Origin of the sequence: Nocardia sp. NPDC056100 (assembly GCF_042266325.1) — a bacterium.
Classification (GTDB): domain Bacteria; phylum Actinomycetota; class Actinomycetes; order Mycobacteriales; family Mycobacteriaceae; genus Nocardia.
In genome coordinates this window covers 1233534-1256507 of record NZ_JBHJVY010000003.1, presented here as the reverse complement: position 1 = coordinate 1256507, position 22974 = coordinate 1233534, and the positions used below count along the sequence as shown (strand labels likewise).

Here is a 22974-nt window from a genome sequence, read left to right as displayed (position 1 = left end):
GTTCAGCCGATCTGCTGCACAACCCAATCGATGCTGCGGGTCAGCTGGGAAACATCTTCGGGATCGATGGCCGGGAACATACCGACGCGCAGCTGGTTACGACCCAGCTTACGGTACGGCTCGGTATCGACGATTCCGTTGGCGCGCAATACCTTCGCAACCTGCGCCGCATCCACCGAATCATTGAAGTCGATGGTGCCGACCACCTGCGAGCGGTGCGCCGGATCCGCCACGAACGGGGTGGCGAATTCGCTGGTCTCGGCCCAGTTGTACAGGCGCGACGAGGAATCCGCGGTGCGCTTCACGGCCCAGTCCAGACCGCCGTTGCCATTCATCCATTCGATCTGATTGGCGAACAGCAACAGCGTGGCGAGCGCCGGGGTGTTGTAGGTCTGATCCTTGGTGGAGTTGTCGACCGCGATGGGCAGCGACAGGAATTCGGGGGTGAACCGACCCGATTCCTTGATCTCCTCGACGCGAGCCAGCGCGGCGGGGCTCATCAGCGCGATCCACAGGCCGCCGTCGGAGGCGAAGCACTTCTGCGGCGCGAAGTAGTACACGTCGGAATCGGCGATGTTCACCGGCAGACCGCCCGCGCCCGAGGTGGCGTCGATGGCGATCAGTGCGTTCTCCGAGCCCGCGGGACGCGACACCGGGATGGCCACACCGGTGGAGGTCTCGTTGTGCGCCCAGCCGATGAGGTCGACCGAGGGGTCCGAGGTGGGCTCGGGCGCGCTGCCCGGCTCCGCCTTGACCACGATGGGGTCACCGATGAAGGGGTTGGCCTTGGCCACCGAGGCGAACTTGGAGGAGAACTCGCCGTTGGTCAGGTGCAGCGACTTCTCGCGGATCAGGCCGAAGGCGGCCGCGTCCCAGAACGCGGTGGTGCCGCCGTTGCCGAGCACGACCTCGTAACCGTCGGGCAGGGCGAACAATTCGCGCAGGCCGGAACGCACCCGGGCCACCACGTCCTTGACCGGCTTCTGCCGGTGGGAGGTACCGAACACGGAGGCGCCGGTATCCACCAGGGACTGCAGCTGTTCGGGACGCACCTTGGAGGGTCCGCAGCCGAACCGTCCGTCGGCGGGCTTGAGATCGTCGGGGATGGTCGGGAACGCAGAGGTCATGGCGACAAGGGTAGAGGCTGCGCATCCGTCGCGAAACGAGTGGGTCGGCCCTGCAACACGTTCGGACCTCGGGCTTCGGCAAACGGCGGGTATCGCTGTGGTGAGGACCACAGACGCACTACCGTTCAGCAGCATGAACATGGCCGCGCACGAGCGACCTGGATCTCCCGCCGGTGATACCGCCGAGCCCCCGAATTCGACCGTCGCACAAGGTGTTATCGCAGGTCGAGCGGTTGCCGATCCGGAATCGGAGCCGCGCCCGGGCCTGTTGCGCCGGTTGACCGGACTGCAGCTGTCCACCCAATTCGGCTCGCACGGGCTCACCCGGCGCGGTCCGGCCCTGGACGATGCCGCCCGCCGTGAACTGCTCATGCACGGCACCGAGGGCACCGCGACAATTCTCAGCGTCCGTTCCGAGGTCAAGCCCGGTGCGGCCGACAGCGCCCCGCGGCCCGCCGATCAGCGCCCGGACGGCGATCCCCGGACCCGGGATTTCCCCGGGCCGAGCCAGGAATTCTGGGTGCGCGTCCAGCTCGAGGACCGGCACGCGTACGAGACCCGGGTGCGGCAGCGCGTCAATACCCCTGACCAGGAATGGATGCAGCCCGGCGATGTGATCTCCTGCCGCGTCGATCCGGGCGATCACGATCGCGTGGTGCTGTACGTCCCGGCCGTCGAGGAGGCGAGCCGCACCAATATCGCCAAAATCCTCGCCGACGGCCGCCGCGCCCGCGCCACCGTGCTCGCGGCCACCCCGGTGGCCGCCGACTACACCGGCCGCGATGATCCGGTGCTGCGCCTGGATCTGGAACTGCACGCCTGGGATGAGCCCGCGCCCTGGCGGATTCGCATCATTCAGCCGGTTCCCCTGGCCGCGCTGGAACTGGTGGACCTGGGCCGCCACCTGGAAGTGGCGTTCTTCACAGTCGATCGCGGTGAATCGGTGACGGTCGACTGGAAGGCTTCCCGCGAACTCGACTGATACGCGCGAACTTCGATTCGCTAGGGCAGGCGGACGAACTGGAAACCGTTGCCCTTCAAGGCCGTCAGCGCCGCGTACATGCCGGGGCCGGTGCCGGATTTGGGGCGGTGCATATGCGCCAGCGAGATGCCGCCGGGCGCGGCCTTCATCATGTTCGCCTGCACCTGAGCGGCATTGGAGGTCGCGCCGTAATCGGCGTTGAGCGAGTAGCCGACCGGCACTTCGCCGAGGTCCTGGACGATATTCACGGCCAGGTCGTCGTAATGCGCGGTGCCGGTGCGGAAGAAGCGCGGTGCGTGGCCGGTGAGCTGGGTGAGGCGTTCGTGATTGCCCCACACCTCGTCGACGGCCTCCTGCGGTGAGCCGGTGCCCTTGATCTCGTAGGCGGCGTGACCGTTCACCGAGAGCGGGCGGTGCGCGGTGCCGTGGTTGGCGAGTTCGAAGAGCGGATTGCCCGCGAGCTGGGCGGCGCGCAATTGGTTCGCGTCGATCCAGCGCTTGTTCAGGAACAGGGTGGCCGGAATCTGCTGTGCGATGAGCAGACTCAGCAGATTTTCGTCGATGTCGTTATTGCCGGGACCACCGCAGGCATCGAAGGTGAGCGCGAATTGCTTACCTGAGGTATCGAAATTGGTGAGAATGCCGGAGATATCCGTTCCCCACTGGTTCGGTTTCTTCCCGGCGTATTTGGCCGCCACCGCGTCGGGGCTCAAACCGCCCTTGGCCAGCGGCAGATTCGCCGTCAGCCCCCTATCCGGCCGCAGCCGCGGCGCTTCCAGCACGCGGTCCGCGGCATTTCCGCTGGCCTTACCGCAGCCTGCGGATACCACGCCGGCGGCCAGGGCCGCACCGACCGTGAACAAAGTTCTCCGCGAGAGTCCTGCATCGAGCACTTGCGCAGGTTATGCCACTTACGACCCGAAGCCCAGGATTCCGATCACCGTTATTTCGACCTTCGCGGGCGCGCAACCAATTCACCACCACAATTCGGGCACACGTAATTCATTGTTCGGCCACAGGACTCGCAGAACGTGTCATGTTCCGCCTCGCGCTTTCAACCGTGGAGAGCCCCGGCGCGCCGTTGTCGCCCGGGTGCTCCAGACTGTATCGGCCCAGTCACCTTGCCGCCGACAGCCACTCGGCGGCAATCGGGGGGTGCCCGGTACCGATCCCCTTTCCGGTACCGGCCGTTTCGACGCGCGATGAGGAAGTACATGACCTACCCGAACAACCCGTATCCGCCGCAGCAGCCCGGATACGGTTATCCACCCCAGCAGCCCCCGGCGCAGCCGGGCTACGGCTACCCGCCGCAGGACGCGCAGCCGGGCTACGGTTATCCACAGCAGCCCGTGTCACAGCCGGGTTATCAACAGCAGCAGCCGGTTTCGCAGCCCGGTTATCCACAGCAGCCGGGTTATGCACAGCCGGGTTACGCACAGCAGCCCGCGTACGACTACAACCAGCAGCAACAGCCCTACGGCGGCTACTCCCCCTACGGCGCGCCGGTCGCACCGCTCGGTGAGTACGCGAGTTGGGGCGCGCGGGCGGGCGCGTATCTGCTCGACGGGCTGATGTTCTTCCTGCCCGCGGTGATCCTGCAGATCCTGGCGGGCACGGTGGGCACGGACGCGCCGGATTGCTCGTCGTATCTGAACAACAACACCTACAGCTCATCGCGCAGCTACTCCTCCGCGTGCACCGCCGGCGGTATGAACGCGATCGGCCTGATCTGCATTCTGCTGGCGCTGGCGCTCTACATCGGCGCGGGATTGTTCCTGGTCTACCGCGAGGGCAGCACCGGGCAGACGCCGGGTAAGAAGATCGTCGGTATCCGCCTGGTGCGCGAGGCCACCGGTCAGCCGGTCGGTTTCGGCCTGGCGCTCGGCCGCAAACTGCTGCACGTGGTGGACAGTTTCGCCTGCTACATCGGCTGGCTGATGCCGCTGTGGGATACCAAGCGGCAGACCCTGGCGGACAAGATCGTCAACACCGTCGTGGTGAAGGTGCAGTAGCGTCCGGCTCGAAAAGTCGAGGCCCGCAGCGGATTCCGCTGCGGGCCTCGAATTGTCTTGCGGGCGTTGCCTACCGGGCAAACACCTGATCACTCGCGAACGAGATCACTTGCGGACGACGGTCTCCCAGCCGGCCACGGTCTCGGGCAGGCGCGGGGCCGGACCGGTGTAGATGGCGGCCGGGCGAACCAGCTTGCCGAGCTTCTTCTGCTCCAGGATGTGCGCACACCAACCGGCGGTGCGGCCACAGGTGAACATGGCGGGCATCATATGCGCCGGGACCTCGGCGAAGTCGAGGATGACCGCGGCCCAGAACTCGACATTGGTCTCGATGGCGCGGTCCGGGCGACGCTCGCGCAGTTCGGCCAGCGCGGCCTGCTCCAGGGCGGCGGCGACCTCGTAGCGCGGCGCGTCCAGGCGCTGGGCGGTGGCGCGCAGCACGCGGGCGCGCGGGTCCTCGGCCCGGTAGACCCGGTGCCCGAAGCCCATGAGCTTTTCCTTGCGATCCAGGATGCCCTTGACCAGTGCCCGTGCGTCGCCGGTCTTCTCGACTTCCTCGATCATCGGGAGCACACGGGCGGGCGCGCCGCCGTGCAGCGGGCCGGACATGGCGCCGATGGCGCCGGACAGCGACGCGGCCACATCGGCGCCGGTGGAGGCGATGACGCGGGCGGTGAAGGTGGAGGCGTTCATACCGTGCTCGGCGGCGGACACCCAGTAGGCGTCGATGGCCTCGGTGTGCTTGGGGTCCGGGTCACCCTTCCAGCGGGTCATGAACCGCTCGGTAATGGTGGTGCACTCGTCGATCTTCTTCTGCGGGACCGCGGGCTGGTAGATGCCGCGCGCGGACTGCGCGACGTAGGACAGCGCCATCACCGAGGCGCGGGCCAGGTTGTCGCGAGCGGTGTCGTCGTCGATATCCAGCAGCGGCTGGTAACCCCAGATCGGGGCGAGCATGGCGAGCCCGGCCTGTACGTCGACGCGGACGTCGCCGGTGTGGATGGGCAGCGGGAAGGGTTCGGCGGGCGGCAGGCCGTGGCCGAATTCGCCGTCGACGAGCAGGGACCACACGTCACCGAAGGTGACCCGGTTGGCGACCAGGTCGTCGATGTCGACGCCGCGGTACCGGAGCGCGCCACCATCCTTATCCGGTTCGGCGATATCGGTGGTGAAAGCCACCACGCCTTCGAGGCCGCTGACGAAATCAGCTGGGATGACAGGGCTGGCCGCAGCGCTGGCAGTCATGTTGTGACTCTCCTTGCAAATCGGGCTGCCCGATCCATGGGCAGCCACGCCGATCCCCTAGACCTTAACGCGCGCATTACTCCGGAGTAACGTCTGGCCCATGCGCGACCAGGAGAATTACGCCACTCCCGACCTCGATATCGCGGCACTGCGCGTGGAGTACGGAGTGGACGCCGGCGACAATCATCCGGGCCTGGAAACCGACCTCGACGAGAGCTGGTTGGCGGACGGCTGGGAACCGTTGTTGCGCAACTGGATCGAGCACGCCACCGCGGCCGGGGTGACCGATTCCAATGCCATGGTGCTGGCCACCGTGGAACTCACCGATTCGGGGCCGCGACCGTCCTCGCGGACGGTGCTGTGCAAAGGACTCTCGCCCGAGGGTGTGACTTTTTACACGAATTACGAATCGTTCAAGGGGCGGCAGCTGATCGCGACGCCCTATGCCTCGGCCACTTTCGTCTGGCCCGCATTGGGCAGGCAGGTGACGGTGCGCGGTCCGGTGCACAAGGTCGCGCCCGAGACCACCGCGGTCTATTGGCAGTCCCGGCCGCGCGGTTCGCAATTGGGGGCGTGGGCGTCGCTGCAATCGCGGCCGATCGCCTCGCGCGAGGAATTGGATCGGCAGTTGACCGAGCTGACCGCGCGTTTCGCCGAGGTCGATCCGATTCCGGTGCCGCCGCAGTGGGGCGGTTTCCTGTTGCGGCCCGAATCGCTGGAGTTCTGGCAGGGCCGCCGCAGCCGGATGCACAATCGCATTCGTGTCCTGGTGGAACCGGGCAATCCCGATATCGCCGCCATGAAGATCGAACGATTGCAGCCCTGACCAGCATGATCGCAATGGTTCGGCGCGTGGGGTTTCTCACGTCCGAATCATGGGACGACCCCCGGAAAAGGCTAGTCGCACCGCAATTCATCCCATTACTGTCACCGCGGTGAAGCTGCTCGCCGATATAACCCCCTTGCGCAACCCCGACTACCGGAGGTTGTGGACCACCGGTGTCGTGACCGTGATCGGCGCGCAGCTCTCGGTGGTAGCGGTGCCCAAGCAGCTGTACGACATCACGCACAGCTCCTCCTATGTCGGACTGGCCGGACTCTTCGGCCTGATTCCGCTCATCGTGTTCGGCCTGTGGGGCGGTGCGCTCGCCGATGTGATGGACCGCCGCAAACTGCTGCTCATCACCAGCACCGGCACCGGCCTGACGGCGCTCGCGTTCTGGGGACAGGCCGCGGCCGGACTGAACAACCCCTGGCTGATCCTGGTGCTGTTCGCGGTGCAGCAGGCGTTCTTCGCGGTGAATCAGCCCGCGCGCAGCGCCATCTACCCGCGGTTGCTGCCGGAAGATCAACTCCCGGCGGCGAATTCGCTGTCCATGACCGTCATGCAGTTCGGCGCGATCGCCGGGCCGGTGGTGGCGGGCATGCTGATTCCGGTGTCGGGGCTCTCGACGCTGTATCTGCTGGATTCCATCGCGCTGCTGGCCACGCTGTGGGCCACCTGGAAACTGCCGCCGATCCCGCCGACGGGTGAGTCCCGGCGCGCCGGATTGCGCGAGGTCGCGGACGGCTTCGTCTATCTGGCCACGCAGCGAATCCTGTTGGCGTCCTTCGCCGTCGACGTGGTGGCCATGGTGTTCGGCATGCCGCGCGCGCTGTTCCCGCAGATCGCGCAGGACAGTTTCGGTGATACCGCGAGCAGCGGGCACGCATTGGGTCTGCTGTTCGCGGCCATGTCGGTGGGCGCGGTGCTCGGCGGGGTGTTCTCCGGCTGGCTGTCGCGAATTCGCAGGCAGGGCTTGGCCGTTGTGGTGCTGATCGTGCTGTGGGGTCTGGGCATGGTGGGCTTCGGCCTGGCGGTCGGGGCGGCCGGGCACAGTCTGAGCACCACGGTGGCGCTCTGGATCGCGTTCGGGTCCTTGGCTTTCGGCGGTGCGGTGGATATGTTCTCGGCGGCGTTGCGCACCACCATGTTGCAGTCGGTGGCCACCGATGAGATGCGCGGACGGTTGCAGGGCGTGTTCATCGTGGTGGTCGCGGGCGGCCCCAGAATCGGTGATGTTGCACACGGTTTCGCGGCCGCGGCGGTGGGTACCGCGGCCGCCGCGGCGGGCGGTGGCGTGCTCGTGGTGATCGGCATGGTGATCGCCGCGCTGATCTTCCCGGCCTTCGTGCGGTACCGGGTGGCGCGGGCGCACGCGGAGGTTCCGGCCTGAAACCCCCGGTCGTTGCCTGAGCGTCCGATAAGAATTCTCCAAGGACTTCGCAAAGTCCGGCCCCTAATTTCATAAGCGTCCAGAGCACAGCACCACCGGATGCACGGGGAAACATCATGCGAAAGTCCTTCACCACCAAGGCCATCACCACCGCTATCGCCATGGCCGCCATCGGCGGCGCGGGACTCCTGGTACCCGCGCAGGCCGGCGCCACAGGCACCTACTGGGGTGCCATTGCCGTCTCCGACGAGGGCAATTGGCACGCATCGTGGAATTACTCCACCAAGGACGCGGCCAAGGCCGAGGCGCTCAATCGCTGCAACGGCCGCAATTGCGAGGTGCTGGTGGCCTTCACCGAATGCGGTTCGATCAGCCATTCCGACAGCCTGCGCCAGTACGTGGGCCGCTACGGCTCCACCCGCGACGAGGCCGAGGATCGCGCCCGCGTGGCGTACGACTCGCGCATCATCAAGACCGTATGCAACGACTAGCCGACACGCCGGGACGGGCGGTGCGGCCCATGCCTATAGCGCATAACCGCACCGATCCTCACATCGCGACCATGTGACTGTGAGGTAGTTAAGGACCACCCTCGTTAGTCGGGCTTACCGGACAGCGACTAGCGTTGAGCCAAGCGCGTCGTGCGCCACCGCGCCGATGCCTATGGTTTCAAGCCTGAGAGGGATCCTTCCGTGCCCGCTGAGAACATCATCAACGTCGACGAAGACGCCAAGCCGGTGCTGTCCTACCCCGGTGGTGAGTACCCGATGACGGTCGCCAAGGCCGTCGAGGGCAACGACGGGATCGACCTGGGCAAGCTGCTGGCCAGCACCGGGTACGTGACCTACGACCCCGGCTTCATGAACACCGCGTCGACCAAGTCCGCGATCACCTACATCGACGGTGAAGCCGGCATCCTGCGTTACCGCGGCTACCCGATCGAGCAGCTGGCCGGTAAGTCGACCTTCATCGAGGTCAGCTACCTGCTCATCTACGGTGAGCTGCCGACCCAGGCCCAGCTGGATGACTTCACCGACCGGATCCGCCGGCACACGCTGCTGCACGAGGATCTGAAGCGCTTCTTCGACGGCTTCCCGCGCAACGCGCACCCGATGCCGGTGCTGTCGTCCGCGGTGAACGCGCTGTCCGCGTACTACCAGGATTCGCTGGACCCGCGCGATCCCGAGCAGGTCGAGCTGTCCACCATCCGACTACTGGCCAAGCTGCCGACCATCGCGGCGTACGCCTACAAGAAGTCGGTCGGTCAGCCGTTCCTGTACCCGGACAACTCGCTGTCGCTGGTGGAGAACTTCCTGCGCATGACCTTCGGCTTCCCGGCCGAGCCGTACGAGGTCGATCCCGAGGTCGCCGCGGCGCTGGACATGCTGCTCATCCTGCACGCCGATCACGAGCAGAACTGCTCGACTTCGACTGTGCGCCTTGTCGGTTCGTCCGATGCCAACCTGTTCACCTCCGTCTCCGGCGGTATCAACGCGCTCTGGGGTCCGCTGCACGGCGGCGCCAACCAGGCCGTGCTGGAGATGCTGGACGACATCAAGGCCGGCGGCGGCGACGTCAAGGAATTCATCCGCAAGGTCAAGAACAAGGAAGACGGCGTGAAGCTCATGGGCTTCGGGCACCGCGTCTACCGCAACTTCGACCCGCGCGCGACCCTGGTCAAGCAGGCCGCGGACACCATCCTGCGCAAGATCGGCGGCGATGATCAGCTGCTCGATATCGCCAAGGCGCTGGAAGAGGCCGCGCTCACCGATGAGTACTTCATCGAGCGTCGCCTGTACCCGAACGTCGACTTCTACACCGGCGTCATCTACCGCGCCATGGGCTTCCCGACCCGCATGTTCACCGTGCTGTTCGCCATGGGCCGGCTGCCGGGCTGGATCGCGCACTGGCGTGAAATGCACGGCGAGCCTTTGAAGATCGGCCGCCCGCGCCAGATCTACACCGGCTACGAGGCGCGCGACTACCGGGGCATCACCGAGCGCTGATCGCTCCCCCGTCGCACCCGACATCGAACCCGCCTGCCGCACTTGGCAGGCGAGTTTCGTCATTCCGGAAGCCGTTCCGGCACAGCCGTTAACACTGCAAGGTCTTTTTAAGGAGATCATCAGCGCCGCCCGGCAAAGTAGTTCTCACGAGATCGAGACGATCTCGACGGGGGGAACCGGCAGGGCGCGGGGAGGCGCTCAGCCACATGGGGAACCGGTGAAGCGCGGGGAGGCGCCGAGCCATACGGGGAACCGGCTGGACGCGGGGAGGCGTTCGGCCACACGGGGGAACCGGCGACGCGTTGGGAGGCGCGGAGCCATTCGGGGGGACGGTGACGCGTTGGGAGGCGCGGAACCACCCTGGGGGATGGTGAGGCGCGGGGAGGCGCCGAGCCGGGGGATCAGGGGCGAGTGGCGCCACCCGGAGCTGTCGGGGGGTGGGTGGCGCCACGCGCGGGGGAAAACCCGATGCGCGGAATGCCCGATTCATGGGATGGTCGGACTATGGCACTCACGAATGGCATCACCCTGCGTTCGGCCACCGAGAGCGACTTCCCCGCCATCCTGGAGCTGGCCGAAGTCTGCTTCGGCATGCGCTACGACCAGGTGGAGAAGGACAATATCCCGGGCCTGTTCCCGATCGAGCGCGCGATCGTCGCCGTCGACGGCGACCGTATCGTCGGCCACACCGTCGACCGCACCATGACGGTCACCGTTCCCGGTGAGAACACGATTCGAGCCTGCGGCGTCTCCGCCGTGACGGTCGCGCCCACCCATCGCCGCCGCGGCATCCTGCGCGCGCTGTACACCGAACAGCACGCCCGCACCGAGGCCGAGGGCATTCCGCTCACCATGTTCACCGCGAGCGAGGGCACCATCTACGGCCGCTTCGGGTATGGTCCCGCAACGGTGGCGAGCGAGATCACCATCGATCGCCGCAAGGCCGAATTCCGGCCCGGCACACCGGATCCCGGTGGCGTGCGAACGGCCACCCTGGCGGATTCGCAGGATCACATTCGCGAGGTGTACGACCGCTGGCGGCGGCTGGTGCCCGCCGGGCAGGATCGGCCCGACGCGAACTGGAACATCTGGTTCGGCGATCCGGACCGCTACCGCGACGGCGCGTCCACGCTGTTCGTGCTCACCCATCCGGACGGCTACGTGCTGTATCGGCGGCAGTGGCGCGATCATGAGTCGGTCGCGCTCGTATCCGAGTTCAAGGCCGTCACCCCCGAGGCCCATATCGCGCTGTGGCGGGTGCTGTTGAGCCTGGATCTGCTGGACAAGATCGAGGCCGACCTCGTCGACGACGATCCACTCCCCTTCCTGGTGACCGATCCGCGTTTGGTGCGCACCAAGAGCCGCTACGACGGGCTCTGGGCGCGCGTCATGGACGTCCCCGCGGCGCTCACGGCCCGCACCTACCGCGAGGACCTGGATACCGTACTGGCGGTGGATGATCCGTTCCGCGAGGCGGGCGGCACCTTCGCGCTGCGGGTGCGGGACGGGGTGGCCGAATGTGAGCGCACCGACCGCGCGGCGGAGATCGAACTCGGCATCGATGTGCTGAGCAGCCTGTACTTCGGCGCGCACCGGGCGCGAGTGTTCGCCGCCGCCAACCGAATTCAAGTGAAGGACGCGGCACTGCTACGCTCCTTCGATACGGCTTTCACGGGCGATCGAGATCCGGAGTTGGGCTGGTTCTTCTGAGTTCGTGAAGTGAAAAGGGTTGGGCGGCACCCATTGTGCCGCCCAACCCTTTTCCCGTAGCTGCCGCGCTACTTGCCGATCTTGGCGCGGAACGGTCCGCCGATGCTGTTGAACAGCAGGTCCCCGTTCGGGAACGCCTCGACGATCGCGTACGCCCCGTTGCCGAGGTTGGTCTGCCCGAAGATGGTGCGGTGCACCGTTTCCCCGGTCTTCCAATCCAGGCCGGTGACCTCCCAGCCGTCGGCCTTGGAGTAGCCGTTCACGAAGACGATGCCCGAGCCGGTGGATACCGCGGGCACCATCGAAGTGGACACCACATCACCGCGCGTCCACGCCGAATTCCACCGGTGCGCCTTGGGATCCCATTCGAAGCGCTGCATACCGTGCGGCGGTTCGGCGACCGGGCCGTTGGCGAGCACATCCACCAGGCGGTCCGGGGAGCCACCCGCGCCGATGTTCTGCACCACGAACGCGCCGTACCCGTTCACCACCACCGACTGTTCGGACTGGATGAACTCCGGCGGATTGTCGAGTCCGGCGGTCACCTGGATCTGATCGGCGATGCGGTTCGATTTGGTGTCCGGCTTCTGCTGGAAGCCGTCCGGAATCTTATTGCGCCAGAACGCGACCAGCTTCATATGGTCGGAGCCGTCGGTGATCACCACCAGCTCGTCGGTGTCCTTGCCGTAGCCCATCAGGGTCGGCGTGGAGCCGGTGCCGATGCCGAATTTCACCGCCGGGGGCTGGCGGCCGAAGTCGTACGGTGAGGCCCAGCCGCCGTCCGCCTCATCGGTGGAGAGTTTGCCGTCCTTCCAGACCGCCTTGCGCATGACCTTGTCGGAGGCGAAGTAGATGCCGCCGTCCGGATCCACGGCCATGGAGTTGGAGACGGTTTCGTCATCGCCGATGCGGATCTGCTGCGGTTCACCGGTGAGATCGCGGTTGAGCACGTACAGCGCGCGCGAGGCCAGCACCACCAGGTGCCCGTCGTAGGTCATATCCGCGCCGACGATGGTCTCGGGAATGCCGAGCGTGGTCATCGAGGTCGACAGCAGCGGTTTGAAATCCTTCTGCGCGACGATCTCGATACCGTCGGCGGGCTTGTCCTTGTTCTTCAGGCCGAAGACGAACAGCTCCGCGTTCTGGTTCAGGAAATAGAAGTGGTTGTCCTTGTCCACCATGGCGTAGACGCCGTTGGCGATGCGCTGCCAGTTCGCGCCGCCCCAGTCCTGGGCGATGGCGGCCTCGATCTGACCGGTATCGGTGAACTGCTGGTTCAGCACCTGATCCAGCTGCTGCGGCGAAATCGGTTGTACGCCGGGGGCATCCATGGCCGCGACTTCCTTGAAGCCGCCGTTGGAGACGTCCACGTAGCGCGGGCCGGAGGTGGAGGAGATCCACATGTAGTCCGGTGACGGCGAGGCCAGGGTCATGATGCTGACCGGGCCGGTGGGCACGCGCTGCATCTGGGCGGGGTCGATATGGAAGGTGCCGCGCGGCACCTCGTCCGGGAAGCTGTCGGACTGCGCGGGGTCCAGGTGCGTGACCGCGAATTTATCGGCGGCCAGGTAGGGGTTGCGGGCCGGGCCCGAACCGGCGGCGCTCGCGGCGGCCGAGGTCGAGGTGGCACTGGAGCTGGAACCGGAGTCGGAGGAATCGTCGCTGCCGCAGCCGGTGAGCGCGCTCGCGGCCGCGAATGTCAGCACGACCGCGCCCGCACCGAACCTGAGTCTGTTGCTCAAAATTTGCCCCTGTCCATTATTTGACGGGAGAAACGGGTTAGATCTGCACATATTTAACTTGCCAGAGATTAGCAATCACGTCGGGGGCGGCAACGCCTTTTCGAGGTCAAACCACGGATTCAGCCAACCCTGGGCAGTGTTCACACCTGGAAGTCAGGGTTTTCCCGGTGTCGGCGACCGCGCGGCGCTGGCATGCTGGAAGACGTGAAACCGATCCAGTTGCTCTTGAACATCCTGTGGTTCGTCCTGGTGGGATTCTGGATGGCGCTGGGCTATGTGGTCGCCGGGCTCATCTGCTGCGTCCTGATCATCACCATCCCGTGGGGTATCGCGTCCTTCCGCATCGCCTCGTTCGTACTGTGGCCGTTCGGGCGCGAAGCCGTCGAGAAGCCGGGCGCGGGCGTGGCGTCGATGCTGGGCAACATCATCTGGATCATCGTGGCCGGCTGGTGGCTGGCGCTCGGGCATCTGTTCACCAGCATCGCCCTGGCCATCACCATCATCGGTATTCCGTTCGCCTGGGCGAACCTGAAATTGATCCCGGTGTCGCTGTTCCCGCTCGGCCGCGAAATCGTTCCCAGCGACCGGGCATTCGGGGCATAAGCCCCGCGCTCACGCGGCACAGTGGTGGTATGCACGACAATCCGCTGTGGGCGACCGGCCCCGAGATACCGCGCCTCACACCCGCCGAGGCCGCCGAGCAGGGGCTGACCTTCACCGATCTGCTGCTGCTCCGCGCAGCTGACGACCATCCGGGGCTCCGGTTCGAGGAATCGACCTGGAGCTGGGGCGAGGTGGTACGCGAATGCGCCGCTCGCGCAGCGGTTCTCCGGGAATTTCGCCGACCCGGACGGCCGTTCCACATCGGGGTGCTGCTGGAGAATGTGCCCGAGTACATCTTCCTGCTCGGGGCCGCGGCCTTCGCCGGGGCGACGCTCATCGGCATCAATCCGACCCGGCGCGGTGCGGAACTGGCGGGCGATATTCGCGGCGTGGATTGCGATCTGATCATCACCGACGGGGAACAGCGCGCGGTGCTCGCCGGGCTGGACACCGGCGTGGACGCCGATCGCGTGCTGGATATCGATGAATCCCGTTGGCGGGAGCGGGTTTCCGCCGAGTTCGCGACGGCCGCGCGCGACCCGTTCACCACGGATGCGCATGCGGGCCAGGCCGTACGCGGCGGCGCGGTGGACGCATGGGTCGCGCCCGAGGCCCGGGATCGGTCGACGCGGTTGCTGCTGACCTTCACCTCCGGTTCCACCGGTGCGCCCAAGGCGGTGATCTGCACGACCGGGCGGCTGGCGGCGCTGGGGGCGATGAATCACTGTTCGCTGACCCGCGCCGATGTCACCTACAACGCCATGCCGCTGTTCCACGGGAACGCCATCATGGCCTGTTGGGCGCCTTCGGTTTTCACGGGTGCGACCTTCACCATGCGCCGCCGTTTCTCGGTCAGCGGGTTCCTGCCCGATATCCGGCGGTTCGGGGTGACCTATTTCAACTATGTCGGGCGGTCGCTGGCCTATCTGCTGTCCGCTCCGGAGTCGCCGCTGGAGCGGGATACCAAGTTGCGCACTGCTTTCGGGACCGAAGCCGCGCCGCGCGACCGGGCCGAATTCGCGCGCCGGTTCGGGGTGACGCCGGTGGAGAGTTACGGATCCAGCGAGGGCGGGGTGGTCATTCGGCTCACCGACGATTCACCGTCGGGAGCGCTCGGCCGCGCACCCGAGTTCATGCCGGTGGAGATTCACGACGAGCAGGGAAAACAGTGCCCGCGTGCACTTTTCGCCGCCGATGGCACGCTGCTCAACGCATCCGAGGCGATCGGCGAGATCGTGAATATCGCCGGTGCGGCCATGTTCGAGGGCTACTACCGCAATCCCGAAGCCAGTGCCGAACGCGTGGACGGCGCGACCTTCCGCACCGGGGATCTCGGATATCAGGACGAGGCGGGATTCTTCTACTTCGCGGGACGGTCGGGTGATCGCCTGCGCGTGGACAGCGAGAACTTCGCCACCGCACCGGTGGAACGCATTCTCGCCCGGTTTCCCGGCGTGAAATTGGCGGCGGTCTACCCGATTCCGGATCCGCGCACCGGCGATCAGGTGATGGCGACCCTCGAATTGGATGCGGGTGTGCGATTCGATCCGGAACTATTCGGTGAATTCCTCGCCGCGCAACCCGATCTCGGCACCAAATGGGCGCCACGCTTCGTGCGCGTCACCGAATCCATTCCGGTCACCGCGACCCGCAAGATCGACAAACCGGCACTGCGCCGCGATTCCTGGCTCACGAAAGATCCCGTGTACCTGGGTGATACGAAATCCCTGCGCTACCAACCGCTGACCGAGAGCCTGCGGGACGAGTTGTCCCGCGAATACGAGCACTACGGCCGAACCCCGGTCTAGCCGGTCGCGGCACCCGGATTTCCAGCACTGGGAAGTGGAGCCGCGCGAGATATCTTTACTCGGATTCGTCCACGATCTGTTTCATGATCCCGACGGCCTGCTCCAGCACGGCCAGCTGGTCGGGGCTGAGATTGGAGAGCTGATCGGTCATCCAGGCCTCGCGGGCGTGGGTCTCATCGGCGATGAGGGCGCGCCCGCTCTCGGACAGCGACACGATGATCTGCCGACCGTCGGTGGGATGCGGATCGCGTTGCACCAGCGACATTTCCGACAGGGACGCGATGACCCGCGTCATGGACGGCGGCTGTACCCGCTCCTTGGCGGCCAGCGCGCCCGGCGTCATGGCGCCGTCCCGGTTCAGGGTGGCGAGCGCGGAGAGCTGAGTCAGCGAAATCTGGGCATCGGCACGCCGCCCGCGCAGATGTCGCGTCAAGCGCACCACCGCCAGCGACAGTTCACCGGCGAGCGCTCGAATATCGGAAGGCGTTGTCACAGAGCGAAACGATACGTGACCGTTCACGCACACGACGCCTGTTCCGGCGCACACCCCCGCCACCGGGCGGCGAACCCGACCGGTACGCGCCCCCACCCCCTAGTACCCCCACACCATCCCCGCCCAAACCAGACATTTCCCCAATGTCGAAAATCCGCATCCCTCCGGTATCTCCCATGGCTCGAGCAGCGCCGCATTGCGGCCCGCGACCACCGGAACTCCACATGGGCGGCCCCGCCGATCCCCCGCCGACCGCTCCACCTTCTACCCTGGATCTCGTGACCCAGCCCGTACCGGAAATCCCGCAGCGCTTCACCGACCCGCGACCGGTCCTGGCCGTCGGCAGCCTCGGCTTCCTGATCGCCACGATCGTGGTCTGGCTCAATGACGACTGGGCGACCGCCCGCCCGATCTGCCTGATGGGCCTGGGCGTGGGCCTGCTCGGCTACACCATCTTCGCCATCCAGCGCCGCGGCGCGCGGCGCGGCGACAAGGGCGCACAGCTCGGCCTGGACTAACCACTCCCGCACAAACTCATGGCGGCAGCCATACCCCCGTCGTGCACACGGCAGGCGGGGACGAGAAGCGCAGGCGGTCAGCGGATGTCGAACTCGGTGGTTGTACCGGTGAAGGGGTGCAGGGTGCCGTCGGCGGCGAGTTGGTCGGCGTAGTGCTGGAGGCGGTAGCGGCCCGGTGGGGTGCCGGCGGGGATGTCCCAGGTGAAGCGGGCTATGGAGACGTCCGCGCCGCGTTTGGACCAGAAGTATTTGACCGGCCATTCGCCTTCGTTGGCGATGCGGGTCCAGCCGGAGTCGGTGGCGCGCTGGATTTCCAGGAAGGTGCCGTTGCGGCGGGGGTTGTGTTTCGGATGGGCCGAGACGAATTCGGCCGCAGCCTGGTCACCGGGGGCGTAGGCGGGGGCCGGTTGGGTCAGGACGTCGCCGAAGTTCGTGCCGGGCAGGGTGGCGTCAGGGCCGGGGGCGGCGACGAAATTGGGCTGGAGGTTGGACACGTCGCGCGGGGCGGGGCCGCGCGGGACCGCCTGCCGCGCCGCGAAAGCTGTTGCGAGACGGTGGAATTCCTGCTGATAGGCCGGGAGAGTGTAGCGGCCGTACAGGGTTGAGCCGCCCTCGTACTGCTGTGCGTCGTATTCCTCGGGGGTGGCGACGTATTCGTGATAGCAGTTGGCATAGCCCTGCATGAGGACCTGATCCAGCGATACGCCGAGGGCTTCCGCGACCACGCGGCGAATGCGCAGGCCCGAGGTGATGGTGAATTCCGCTCCGCCGCAGGCGAGATAGAGGTCGCCGATGCGCACCAGCTGGATCGGCACCACGCTCGGCACCCACGGCACCGGCGGCATGATGCCGAGCGGCGCGACGATGGCCTTGGGGGCCTGGGCGTCGGCGAGCCAATCGGGTACCGGCTGGTTGACGCCACCGAGCGCGTCCACGAACGGGTTTCGCACACCCTCGGGAATCGGCACGCCGGGCAGGCCCGGACCGTCCTCGACACTGCCCGCGATGAGTGAGACACCCGCGCAGGCGGGTGCGGTGTGCCGGGGCTGACCGTTCGGGGTCCAGCGGCCGTCGACCTCGATATCCGCGATATCGATGTAGCAGAGCAGGCTGGCGACCGGACCGCTGAGCGGGCTCGCGGCCGCGAGAGCTGTTTTCCCGGCGCGGTATTGGCGGTCGCCGATGATGCGGGTGTTGTCGAATTCGTTCTGCGTCGGACCATCGGTCGGGTGCAGATTCAGGTTGGGCGACATATCGCCGGAGTTGGTCTGTGGGAAGGCGGCGACGAAATCGCAGCCGTCCAGGTAGCGGACGCCGTGTTCCTCGTGTTCGAACGAGTAGGAGGCGTACCCCTTGTTGTCGGCGCTGATGAGCCGGTTGGTATTGCTCATCGAGGTGTTGTGGGTGGCGAACCAGGTGATGACACCGACCTCGCGCCCGCCTTTGCGCAGCGACAGCACGGTGACCGCCGGATCGATGGCGTCGGGGAAAACCTGTTTGTCCGCGTCGGGATTTCGATCCCAGGCGATCTTGGATCGATTCACGCTGGCGTCGTGCAGTTCTCCGCGCCCGAGTGCGAGGCTGCCCGGGGAAAGGTCGGCGTCCGCGGCGGCAATGGCCTCGACTATGCCGTTCACTTCGGCGTCGTACACCTGCTGCTGGAATCCGAGAATGGACAGGTTGTACGCGTAGTCATTGCTGGATCCGCCACAGGTGGCGTGGGAATGCGTGGAGGTGAGCAGGACGTTCTGCTCGGTGTAGCGATCACCGAATCGTGTTGCGAGCGCGGCCATCACGCCGCGGTGCACGGATTGGAAGATCATGCCGTTGTCGGCGACGACGTAGACCACGCGCTGGTCCGCGCTGCCGAAGATGAAGGCGCGGGCGCGGGGGCGCAGGTGGATGCCCGCGGTGTCCTGTCCGAATTGCGAGTAGCCCATCATCCCGCATTCGGCGGCGGGACCGGTGATGTCGGAAATGCCCACTCCGACGAGGTATTCACCGGAATCCGCGTTTGCGCGCGAGTCGGGTAGCGCGAATGTTGCCGTCACTCCGAGCGCTGCGGCGCCGATCGCGGCTCCGGCCAGCACCGTTCGGCGGGAGACGGTCGTGACCTCGCCCGCATCGGCCGTTTCCTTGTCCGACAGCGCCATTCGCGTCTCCTTCCGTTCTGGAAGGCAGCGAACCACACAACTGGACGTTCGTCCAGGCCAGATTTTCCGACCCTGCGAATTGACTGTGCGCTTCCCGGACGCTTAACTCCCTGGAGTGTCCTCCCGATTGAGCGTCGAAGAACGACGGGCCCACCTTATCGAGGCGGCCATCGGCCTTGCCGAAAAAAAGGGCGTGGCAGGAGTTACCACGCGCGATGTTGCACAGGCAGCCGGTGTTTCGCTCGGTGTGGTGCATTACTGTTTCGAAAACAAAGATCAGCTGATGACCGAGCTGGTCAAGGCGCTTTCGATGGAATTGCGCGATTCCGTCGATGCCAACGAAACGGTATGGCAAGACGTCGGAACTGGAAAAGAAGCGCTTCAAAAATTGGTGCGCGCTGCCTTGGAACTCATGTGGCTCAACGTCGAAGCCACACCCGAACGTCAACTACTCACCTACGAAACCACCACCTACGCACTTCGCGAAGGCGAACAAACTCCGGCGAAACTGGCAATCGCCCGCGAGCAGTACACATTCAACGACTCCACGCTCGCCGACATCGTCGAACACGCCCGCGAGGCCACCGGCACCCAGTGGACCGTTCCGGTCACCACCCTGAGCCGCTTCACCCTCGCCGCCATCGACGGCATCGTGCTGCGCTGGCTGGTCGACAACGACAGCGCGGCCGTGCGCGAACAGCTGGACCTGCTAGCCAAGATGGTCTGCTCGTACACCGCCTGACCACCCCGTCCACCACTCCGGCGCGCGTATTCACGCGCGCCGGAGTCTTTTTCATGCGGATGATTAGCTAAACGGTTGCGCCCGTACGTGAACGGTATCGCCGTCCTGCCACCACGGCACCGAGACGGTGGTCTCCACCGCACCGGTCAGACGCACCCGGAGCTCATCGTGAACGACGAGATCGCCTGCGGTGGAGGCGGAACCGAATTGCAGGCGCAACAGCACGCCGAGCGGATCGGTATTCCAGGTGGTGCGACGGCCCTCGCCGAGGACTTCGGCGGTCACCACCTCCGAGGCCAGCGGGATGTCCAGCAGTGCGGAAAGGGATGGGGCCGAAGCGATATCGCCGACGATGAGGCGATCCGCGGGCAGCGCCGGGCCGAACCAGGACTTGTCCAGGATCAAGGCGTCCGCGGGATCGATGACCGCGCCGGAGAGGGCGCGCACATGATCCGGGAAATCCAGGTCCTCGACATCGAGCAGGCCCTCGGCCATCGCCACCCCCAGGCGGCGATGCGTTTGTGAAATCGCCTCGGGGGTGGGCGATCTCGTCGGGTCGGCGAGGGCGTCCAGGAGTTCCTCCGCCAATTGCGCGGTCATGATCTCCGGGGCGGCGAGCACCCCGCGCAATACCAGCAAATCCTGCTCGGAGAAGCCGAGAAGTTGCGGGAGCAGGCCCGCGAGGCTCTCGTCCTCGGGGTGGCGCATGAGGCCCAGCGGGATATCGTCGATATGCGCGTTCTTGCGCAACCACCAGGCGGTGTAACCGTCGCGATCCGACAGCAGCGGGCGAGTGCTCTCGTCGGAGAGCAACAGGCGCAGGGCTTCCGGCCATTTCGCGTCGTCGACCAGATCGAGGTCGCGGACCGCGCGCAGCTCCGGCGGATCCTCCTGCAGGCCCTCCCACCAGGCGTCCTCGTCATCGAGGTGATGATCCGGGCCGGTCGGGTCCTCCTCGACGGCGAGGGTGAAGCTCCAGCCGACACCGATGGCGCGCAAGGCGTCGCGGCCGTACTTCTCCAGCGTCTCCTCGGCGATGATCTCGAACGGCGAATCCGCCACCAGCACACCGTCCAGCGGGGCCTCGGGCAGCAGCAGTTCGTCGGCGGGCAGCAATTCGCCTGAGTCGTCCGGCAATTCGAGCAGGCCGAGCCAGGTCGGCAGGGTGCCCGGCCTGGCGGTGCCCGCCAGGCTCAACACCGCCTCCACGGTATCGGGATCGCTCGGATCGTCCTCCAGGATCGCCTGCAGCGCGGGATCATTCAGCAAATCCTCGGGCGTCGCGGCGCGCGCGCCCAAGCGGCCCAGCAACTCGTGCGCGGCCTCCGGATGCACCAGGCGCGCCCAGTGCACGGGAATGGCGTTCTCCAGCTGGAGATCCAGCACCACGGTGCGCGGCCCGGTCACCAGCCGCCCGTCCGCGAGCGGCACCGACAGCGCCCCCAATTCCTCCACCGACAGCGGATCCAGCACGAACGGTTCCAGGGCGTCGTACAGCGAATACCACCACTGCGCGGGACGTTCCAGACTGCTCGACAATTCCGCGATCCGCGCCAACCCGATCCGATGCACATCCAGCGCGGCCAGCGCATCCGACCCCGCACGCCCGGAAAGCTCCGGAATCACCAGCGGCCCAACAATTTCCGCCAGCAATCGAGCCAATTCCGGCGTCGCACCCGGGAATACGCTCGCCCGCCGCGGCCGCTCACCGAGCTCCTCGGCCACCGACGCGGAAGCGGCCCGGGGCAGCGAACCGACCTCCGGCCATGCGGCGGCCTCGGGCATCGCCTCTCCTTCGGGCGCGCCTGCCCGCAGCGAGAGATCCTGGCGCAGTACGCCATTCGTACCGGAATCGCCGAACGTCAACTCCAGCTGATGTGCGGCATCCTCATCGGGGCTACCGACTCCGGCCGGGACGTCATAGCCGCTGCCCGCGCGTGCCTCGAGGGCCGCGTCGAATTCGAGCAGGGGGTCCGCGCCGAGTTCGGGATTGCCGCCGAGCGCGTGATCGCTGCCGATGAGGCGGGGGTCGCCGAGTGCTTCGCCGCCCGAACCGAAGACGGGGCCGCGCAGGACCGGGAGCCAGGGGTGTTCGCGCAGTTCGGCGATGAGGGCCTCGCGCAGGACGGTATCGGGCTCACTGCGCGCGAAGCCGGGGGCGGGCACCAGCACTAGACGGTCGGCGGGCGGCAGTGCCAGGGCGAAATCGGCGTAGCCCGTGGCCAATTCGGCGATCCGGGCACCCGGGAGCAGGCGGCGGCGATCGGGCTGCATGGGGATATCGGCGATCAGCAGCGCGGGGAGCGAGAGTTCCTCATCCGAGCGGGTCGGGGCGCGCAGCACATCCGGGCGCACCGCCACCGGACGGCCTTCGCGCAGCGGCAGCAGCCAGCGCGCGTGCGGGGCGCGGTACTGCCACCAGCGCCGGTCCTCCCACTCCCCGGTGACCCGGACTTCCTGTAGTCCGTTATCGAGATCGGTGACAGCACAGCGGATTTCGTCATCCGCGATCGAAACACTCTGGAGCGCGGGCAATTCCAGCAGCAGATCCACCGCTTCCGCTCGCATCCCCGCGAGCAGCGCGTCGGCATCCACCTCCGGCCGCAGTTCGAGCACGATCTCACTGTCGAACCCGGCGGCGGGCTTCGCATCGCTCGGCCACGCCAGCCGCAGCGCGGGCGGTACGAATTCGCCCTCCACCTCGGGAATCTTGACGCCTTCGGCCGCCAGCAGCGCCGCCGTCTCGGCCCGCGAGAAGCGCACCGACCCACCCGTGGACCGGAACTCGACCTCCTCCGCCACACTGAGCACCGCGGTGAACCCGACACCGAACTGCCCCACCGCCGCCTCGCTCGCGGCCGGTCCGGCGGTCTTCGCCGACGCACGCAACGCCGTCAGCGCGTGCACCCCCGAAATATCCAACGCCACACCCGTATTGGCGACATGCAGCACGCGCCCGTCCAGCCACACCGCCAGCCGCCCGACGACCCCCGCCTTGGCCGCGGCGTCGGCGGCGTTCTGCGCCAGTTCGGTCAGCACCCGATCCCGATACCCGGCCCGCACCAAATCGGCCTCGGTGGCCGCATCCTCCCGCAACCGCGTGGGCGACCCCCGCCACGCCGCGATCACCCCGGCCCGCAACCCCGCGGTATCGAACGGATCCCCCACAGCCCTACCGCCGTCCAACCCACGCACCCCTTCCGCTCATGAACGCCAGCAGCGCCCACCCGCCCGGCCGACCCGGACGCGACAGCACACCTTAAGCGCCTTTCCCCCCACCCACTCACCCATAGCCCCCACCCACCCCGCGAACCAGCACCCGGACCCCCACCCGAGCCGCCCGCGCGGCCTCTCCAACCAGTCGCGCATCTGAAAAGAGACCACCGGCAACTGGTGGTCACACATCCCGCCCGGGTTGAACGCGGAAATGGCGGTGCGCCGCTGGTCCAGCTCCGCGATCACACGCGACAGTGAACATCGCCCATCGCGAATGACGTTGGCCTGCCGACCCAGTCACCCGAAGGCTCAGACGCTCCCTGGACGATGGTGCGACCTTCACGGTCACGCCACGGTGGCTTCACTACTCGGCCGTGATGGGGCACACCGACCACCGGGCG

Annotated in this window: 18 protein-coding genes and 1 pseudogene; 11 read left to right on the top strand and 8 right to left on the bottom strand. The window is 66.7% G+C overall.

Features of this window, described 5'->3' with window-relative positions; genetic code table 11:
- Window positions 1-2: 2 nt before the first annotated feature.
- Window positions 3-1127, bottom strand: coding sequence for a phosphoserine transaminase (gene serC, locus ACFC0O_RS27970; RefSeq protein ID WP_375962782.1), 1125 nt, complete (start codon window positions 1125-1127; stop codon window positions 3-5).
- A gap of 133 nt (window positions 1128-1260) precedes the next feature.
- Here serC and ACFC0O_RS27965 point away from each other — a divergent pair, with 133 nt between their 5' ends.
- Window positions 1261-2109, top strand: coding sequence for a hypothetical protein (locus ACFC0O_RS27965; RefSeq protein ID WP_375962780.1), 849 nt, complete (start codon window positions 1261-1263; stop codon window positions 2107-2109).
- Between the two features lie 20 nt (window positions 2110-2129).
- Here ACFC0O_RS27965 and ACFC0O_RS27960 read toward each other — a convergent pair whose 3' ends face one another.
- Complete coding sequence (locus ACFC0O_RS27960; protein WP_375962778.1) at window positions 2130-3002, bottom strand: polysaccharide deacetylase family protein; 873 nt, start codon at window positions 3000-3002, stop codon at window positions 2130-2132.
- A gap of 50 nt (window positions 3003-3052) precedes the next feature.
- A pseudogene (locus ACFC0O_RS27955) lies at window positions 3053-3130 on the bottom strand (DUF1272 domain-containing protein); the annotation flags it as partial.
- Window positions 3131-3323: 193 nt separating this feature from the next.
- Between ACFC0O_RS27955 and ACFC0O_RS27950 the strand changes: the two are divergent.
- On the top strand, window positions 3324-4121 hold the full coding sequence (locus ACFC0O_RS27950; RefSeq protein WP_375962775.1) for an RDD family protein: 798 nt from the start codon (window positions 3324-3326) through the stop codon (window positions 4119-4121).
- A gap of 105 nt (window positions 4122-4226) precedes the next feature.
- On the opposite strand, the gene ACFC0O_RS27945 is transcribed toward ACFC0O_RS27950, so the two are convergent.
- Window positions 4227-5366: a citrate synthase 2 gene (locus tag ACFC0O_RS27945; protein WP_364641391.1), complete on the bottom strand. Its 1140-nt coding sequence runs from the start codon at window positions 5364-5366 to the stop codon at window positions 4227-4229.
- 100 nt (window positions 5367-5466) lie between these two features.
- On the opposite strand from ACFC0O_RS27945, the gene pdxH reads away from it, so the two are divergent.
- From pdxH to ACFC0O_RS27920, 5 genes are all read left to right on the top strand, one after another.
- Window positions 5467-6192: a pyridoxamine 5'-phosphate oxidase gene (pdxH, locus tag ACFC0O_RS27940; protein WP_375962773.1), complete on the top strand. Its 726-nt coding sequence runs from the start codon at window positions 5467-5469 to the stop codon at window positions 6190-6192.
- A gap of 109 nt (window positions 6193-6301) precedes the next feature.
- Window positions 6302-7582 carry an MFS transporter gene (locus ACFC0O_RS27935; RefSeq protein ID WP_364641397.1) on the top strand — a complete coding sequence of 427 codons (1281 nt, stop codon included), beginning with the start codon at window positions 6302-6304 and terminating at the stop codon, window positions 7580-7582.
- 116 nt (window positions 7583-7698) lie between these two features.
- Window positions 7699-8073, top strand: coding sequence for a DUF4189 domain-containing protein (locus ACFC0O_RS27930; protein WP_364641400.1), 375 nt, complete (start codon window positions 7699-7701; stop codon window positions 8071-8073).
- Window positions 8074-8274: 201 nt separating this feature from the next.
- Window positions 8275-9588: a citrate synthase gene (locus ACFC0O_RS27925; RefSeq protein WP_364641403.1), complete on the top strand. Its 1314-nt coding sequence runs from the start codon at window positions 8275-8277 to the stop codon at window positions 9586-9588.
- Window positions 9589-10092: 504 nt separating this feature from the next.
- Window positions 10093-11298 carry a GNAT family N-acetyltransferase gene (locus tag ACFC0O_RS27920; RefSeq protein WP_364641406.1) on the top strand — a complete coding sequence of 402 codons (1206 nt, stop codon included), beginning with the start codon at window positions 10093-10095 and terminating at the stop codon, window positions 11296-11298.
- 68 nt (window positions 11299-11366) lie between these two features.
- On the opposite strand, the gene ACFC0O_RS27915 is transcribed toward ACFC0O_RS27920, so the two are convergent.
- A complete protein-coding gene (locus tag ACFC0O_RS27915) occupies window positions 11367-13040 on the bottom strand; it encodes a hypothetical protein (protein ID WP_375962769.1) in 1674 nt (557 codons plus the stop codon).
- Window positions 13041-13232: 192 nt separating this feature from the next.
- On the opposite strand from ACFC0O_RS27915, the gene ACFC0O_RS27910 reads away from it, so the two are divergent.
- Window positions 13233-13643: a YccF domain-containing protein gene (locus ACFC0O_RS27910; RefSeq protein ID WP_375962766.1), complete on the top strand. Its 411-nt coding sequence runs from the start codon at window positions 13233-13235 to the stop codon at window positions 13641-13643.
- Between the two features lie 29 nt (window positions 13644-13672).
- On the top strand, window positions 13673-15451 hold the full coding sequence (locus ACFC0O_RS27905; RefSeq protein ID WP_375962764.1) for an AMP-binding protein: 1779 nt from the start codon (window positions 13673-13675) through the stop codon (window positions 15449-15451).
- A gap of 55 nt (window positions 15452-15506) precedes the next feature.
- Here the strand turns inward: ACFC0O_RS27905 and ACFC0O_RS27900 are convergent, their stop codons facing one another.
- Entirely contained in the window at window positions 15507-15944 is a 438-nt protein-coding gene (locus tag ACFC0O_RS27900; RefSeq protein WP_375962761.1) for a MarR family winged helix-turn-helix transcriptional regulator, read from the bottom strand.
- 278 nt (window positions 15945-16222) lie between these two features.
- On the opposite strand from ACFC0O_RS27900, the gene ACFC0O_RS27895 reads away from it, so the two are divergent.
- Window positions 16223-16462 carry a DUF2530 domain-containing protein gene (locus tag ACFC0O_RS27895; protein WP_364641419.1) on the top strand — a complete coding sequence of 80 codons (240 nt, stop codon included), beginning with the start codon at window positions 16223-16225 and terminating at the stop codon, window positions 16460-16462.
- A gap of 77 nt (window positions 16463-16539) precedes the next feature.
- On the opposite strand, the gene ACFC0O_RS27890 is transcribed toward ACFC0O_RS27895, so the two are convergent.
- A complete protein-coding gene (locus ACFC0O_RS27890; protein WP_375962758.1) occupies window positions 16540-18615 on the bottom strand; it encodes a neutral/alkaline ceramidase in 2076 nt (691 codons plus the stop codon).
- A 127-nt stretch (window positions 18616-18742) separates the two neighbouring features.
- Here ACFC0O_RS27890 and ACFC0O_RS27885 point away from each other — a divergent pair, with 127 nt between their 5' ends.
- Window positions 18743-19357 (top strand): TetR/AcrR family transcriptional regulator, encoded by a 615-nt coding sequence (locus ACFC0O_RS27885; RefSeq protein WP_375962755.1) that lies wholly within the window; start codon window positions 18743-18745, stop codon window positions 19355-19357.
- Window positions 19358-19420: 63 nt separating this feature from the next.
- Here the strand turns inward: ACFC0O_RS27885 and ACFC0O_RS27880 are convergent, their stop codons facing one another.
- A complete protein-coding gene (locus ACFC0O_RS27880) occupies window positions 19421-22525 on the bottom strand; it encodes a sacsin N-terminal ATP-binding-like domain-containing protein (protein WP_375962753.1) in 3105 nt (1034 codons plus the stop codon).
- Window positions 22526-22974 lie beyond the last annotated feature (449 nt).

What these genes read in the sequence shown, in the direction of transcription:
- serC (WP_375962782.1), bottom strand. Translation starts at nt 1,127, where the DNA reads ATGACCTCTGCGTTCCCGACCATCCCCGACGATCTCAAGCCCGCCGAC.
- ACFC0O_RS27965 (WP_375962780.1), top strand. Translation starts at nt 1,261, where the DNA reads ATGAACATGGCCGCGCACGAGCGACCTGGATCTCCCGCCGGTGATACC.
- ACFC0O_RS27950 (WP_375962775.1), top strand. Translation starts at nt 3,324, where the DNA reads ATGACCTACCCGAACAACCCGTATCCGCCGCAGCAGCCCGGATACGGT.
- ACFC0O_RS27945 (WP_364641391.1), bottom strand. Translation starts at nt 5,366, where the DNA reads ATGACTGCCAGCGCTGCGGCCAGCCCTGTCATCCCAGCTGATTTCGTC.
- pdxH (WP_375962773.1), top strand. Translation starts at nt 5,467, where the DNA reads ATGCGCGACCAGGAGAATTACGCCACTCCCGACCTCGATATCGCGGCA.
- ACFC0O_RS27930 (WP_364641400.1), top strand. Translation starts at nt 7,699, where the DNA reads ATGCGAAAGTCCTTCACCACCAAGGCCATCACCACCGCTATCGCCATG.
- ACFC0O_RS27920 (WP_364641406.1), top strand. Translation starts at nt 10,093, where the DNA reads ATGGCACTCACGAATGGCATCACCCTGCGTTCGGCCACCGAGAGCGAC.
- ACFC0O_RS27910 (WP_375962766.1), top strand. Translation starts at nt 13,233, where the DNA reads ATGCTGGAAGACGTGAAACCGATCCAGTTGCTCTTGAACATCCTGTGG.
- ACFC0O_RS27905 (WP_375962764.1), top strand. Translation starts at nt 13,673, where the DNA reads ATGCACGACAATCCGCTGTGGGCGACCGGCCCCGAGATACCGCGCCTC.
- ACFC0O_RS27890 (WP_375962758.1), bottom strand. Translation starts at nt 18,615, where the DNA reads ATGGCGCTGTCGGACAAGGAAACGGCCGATGCGGGCGAGGTCACGACC.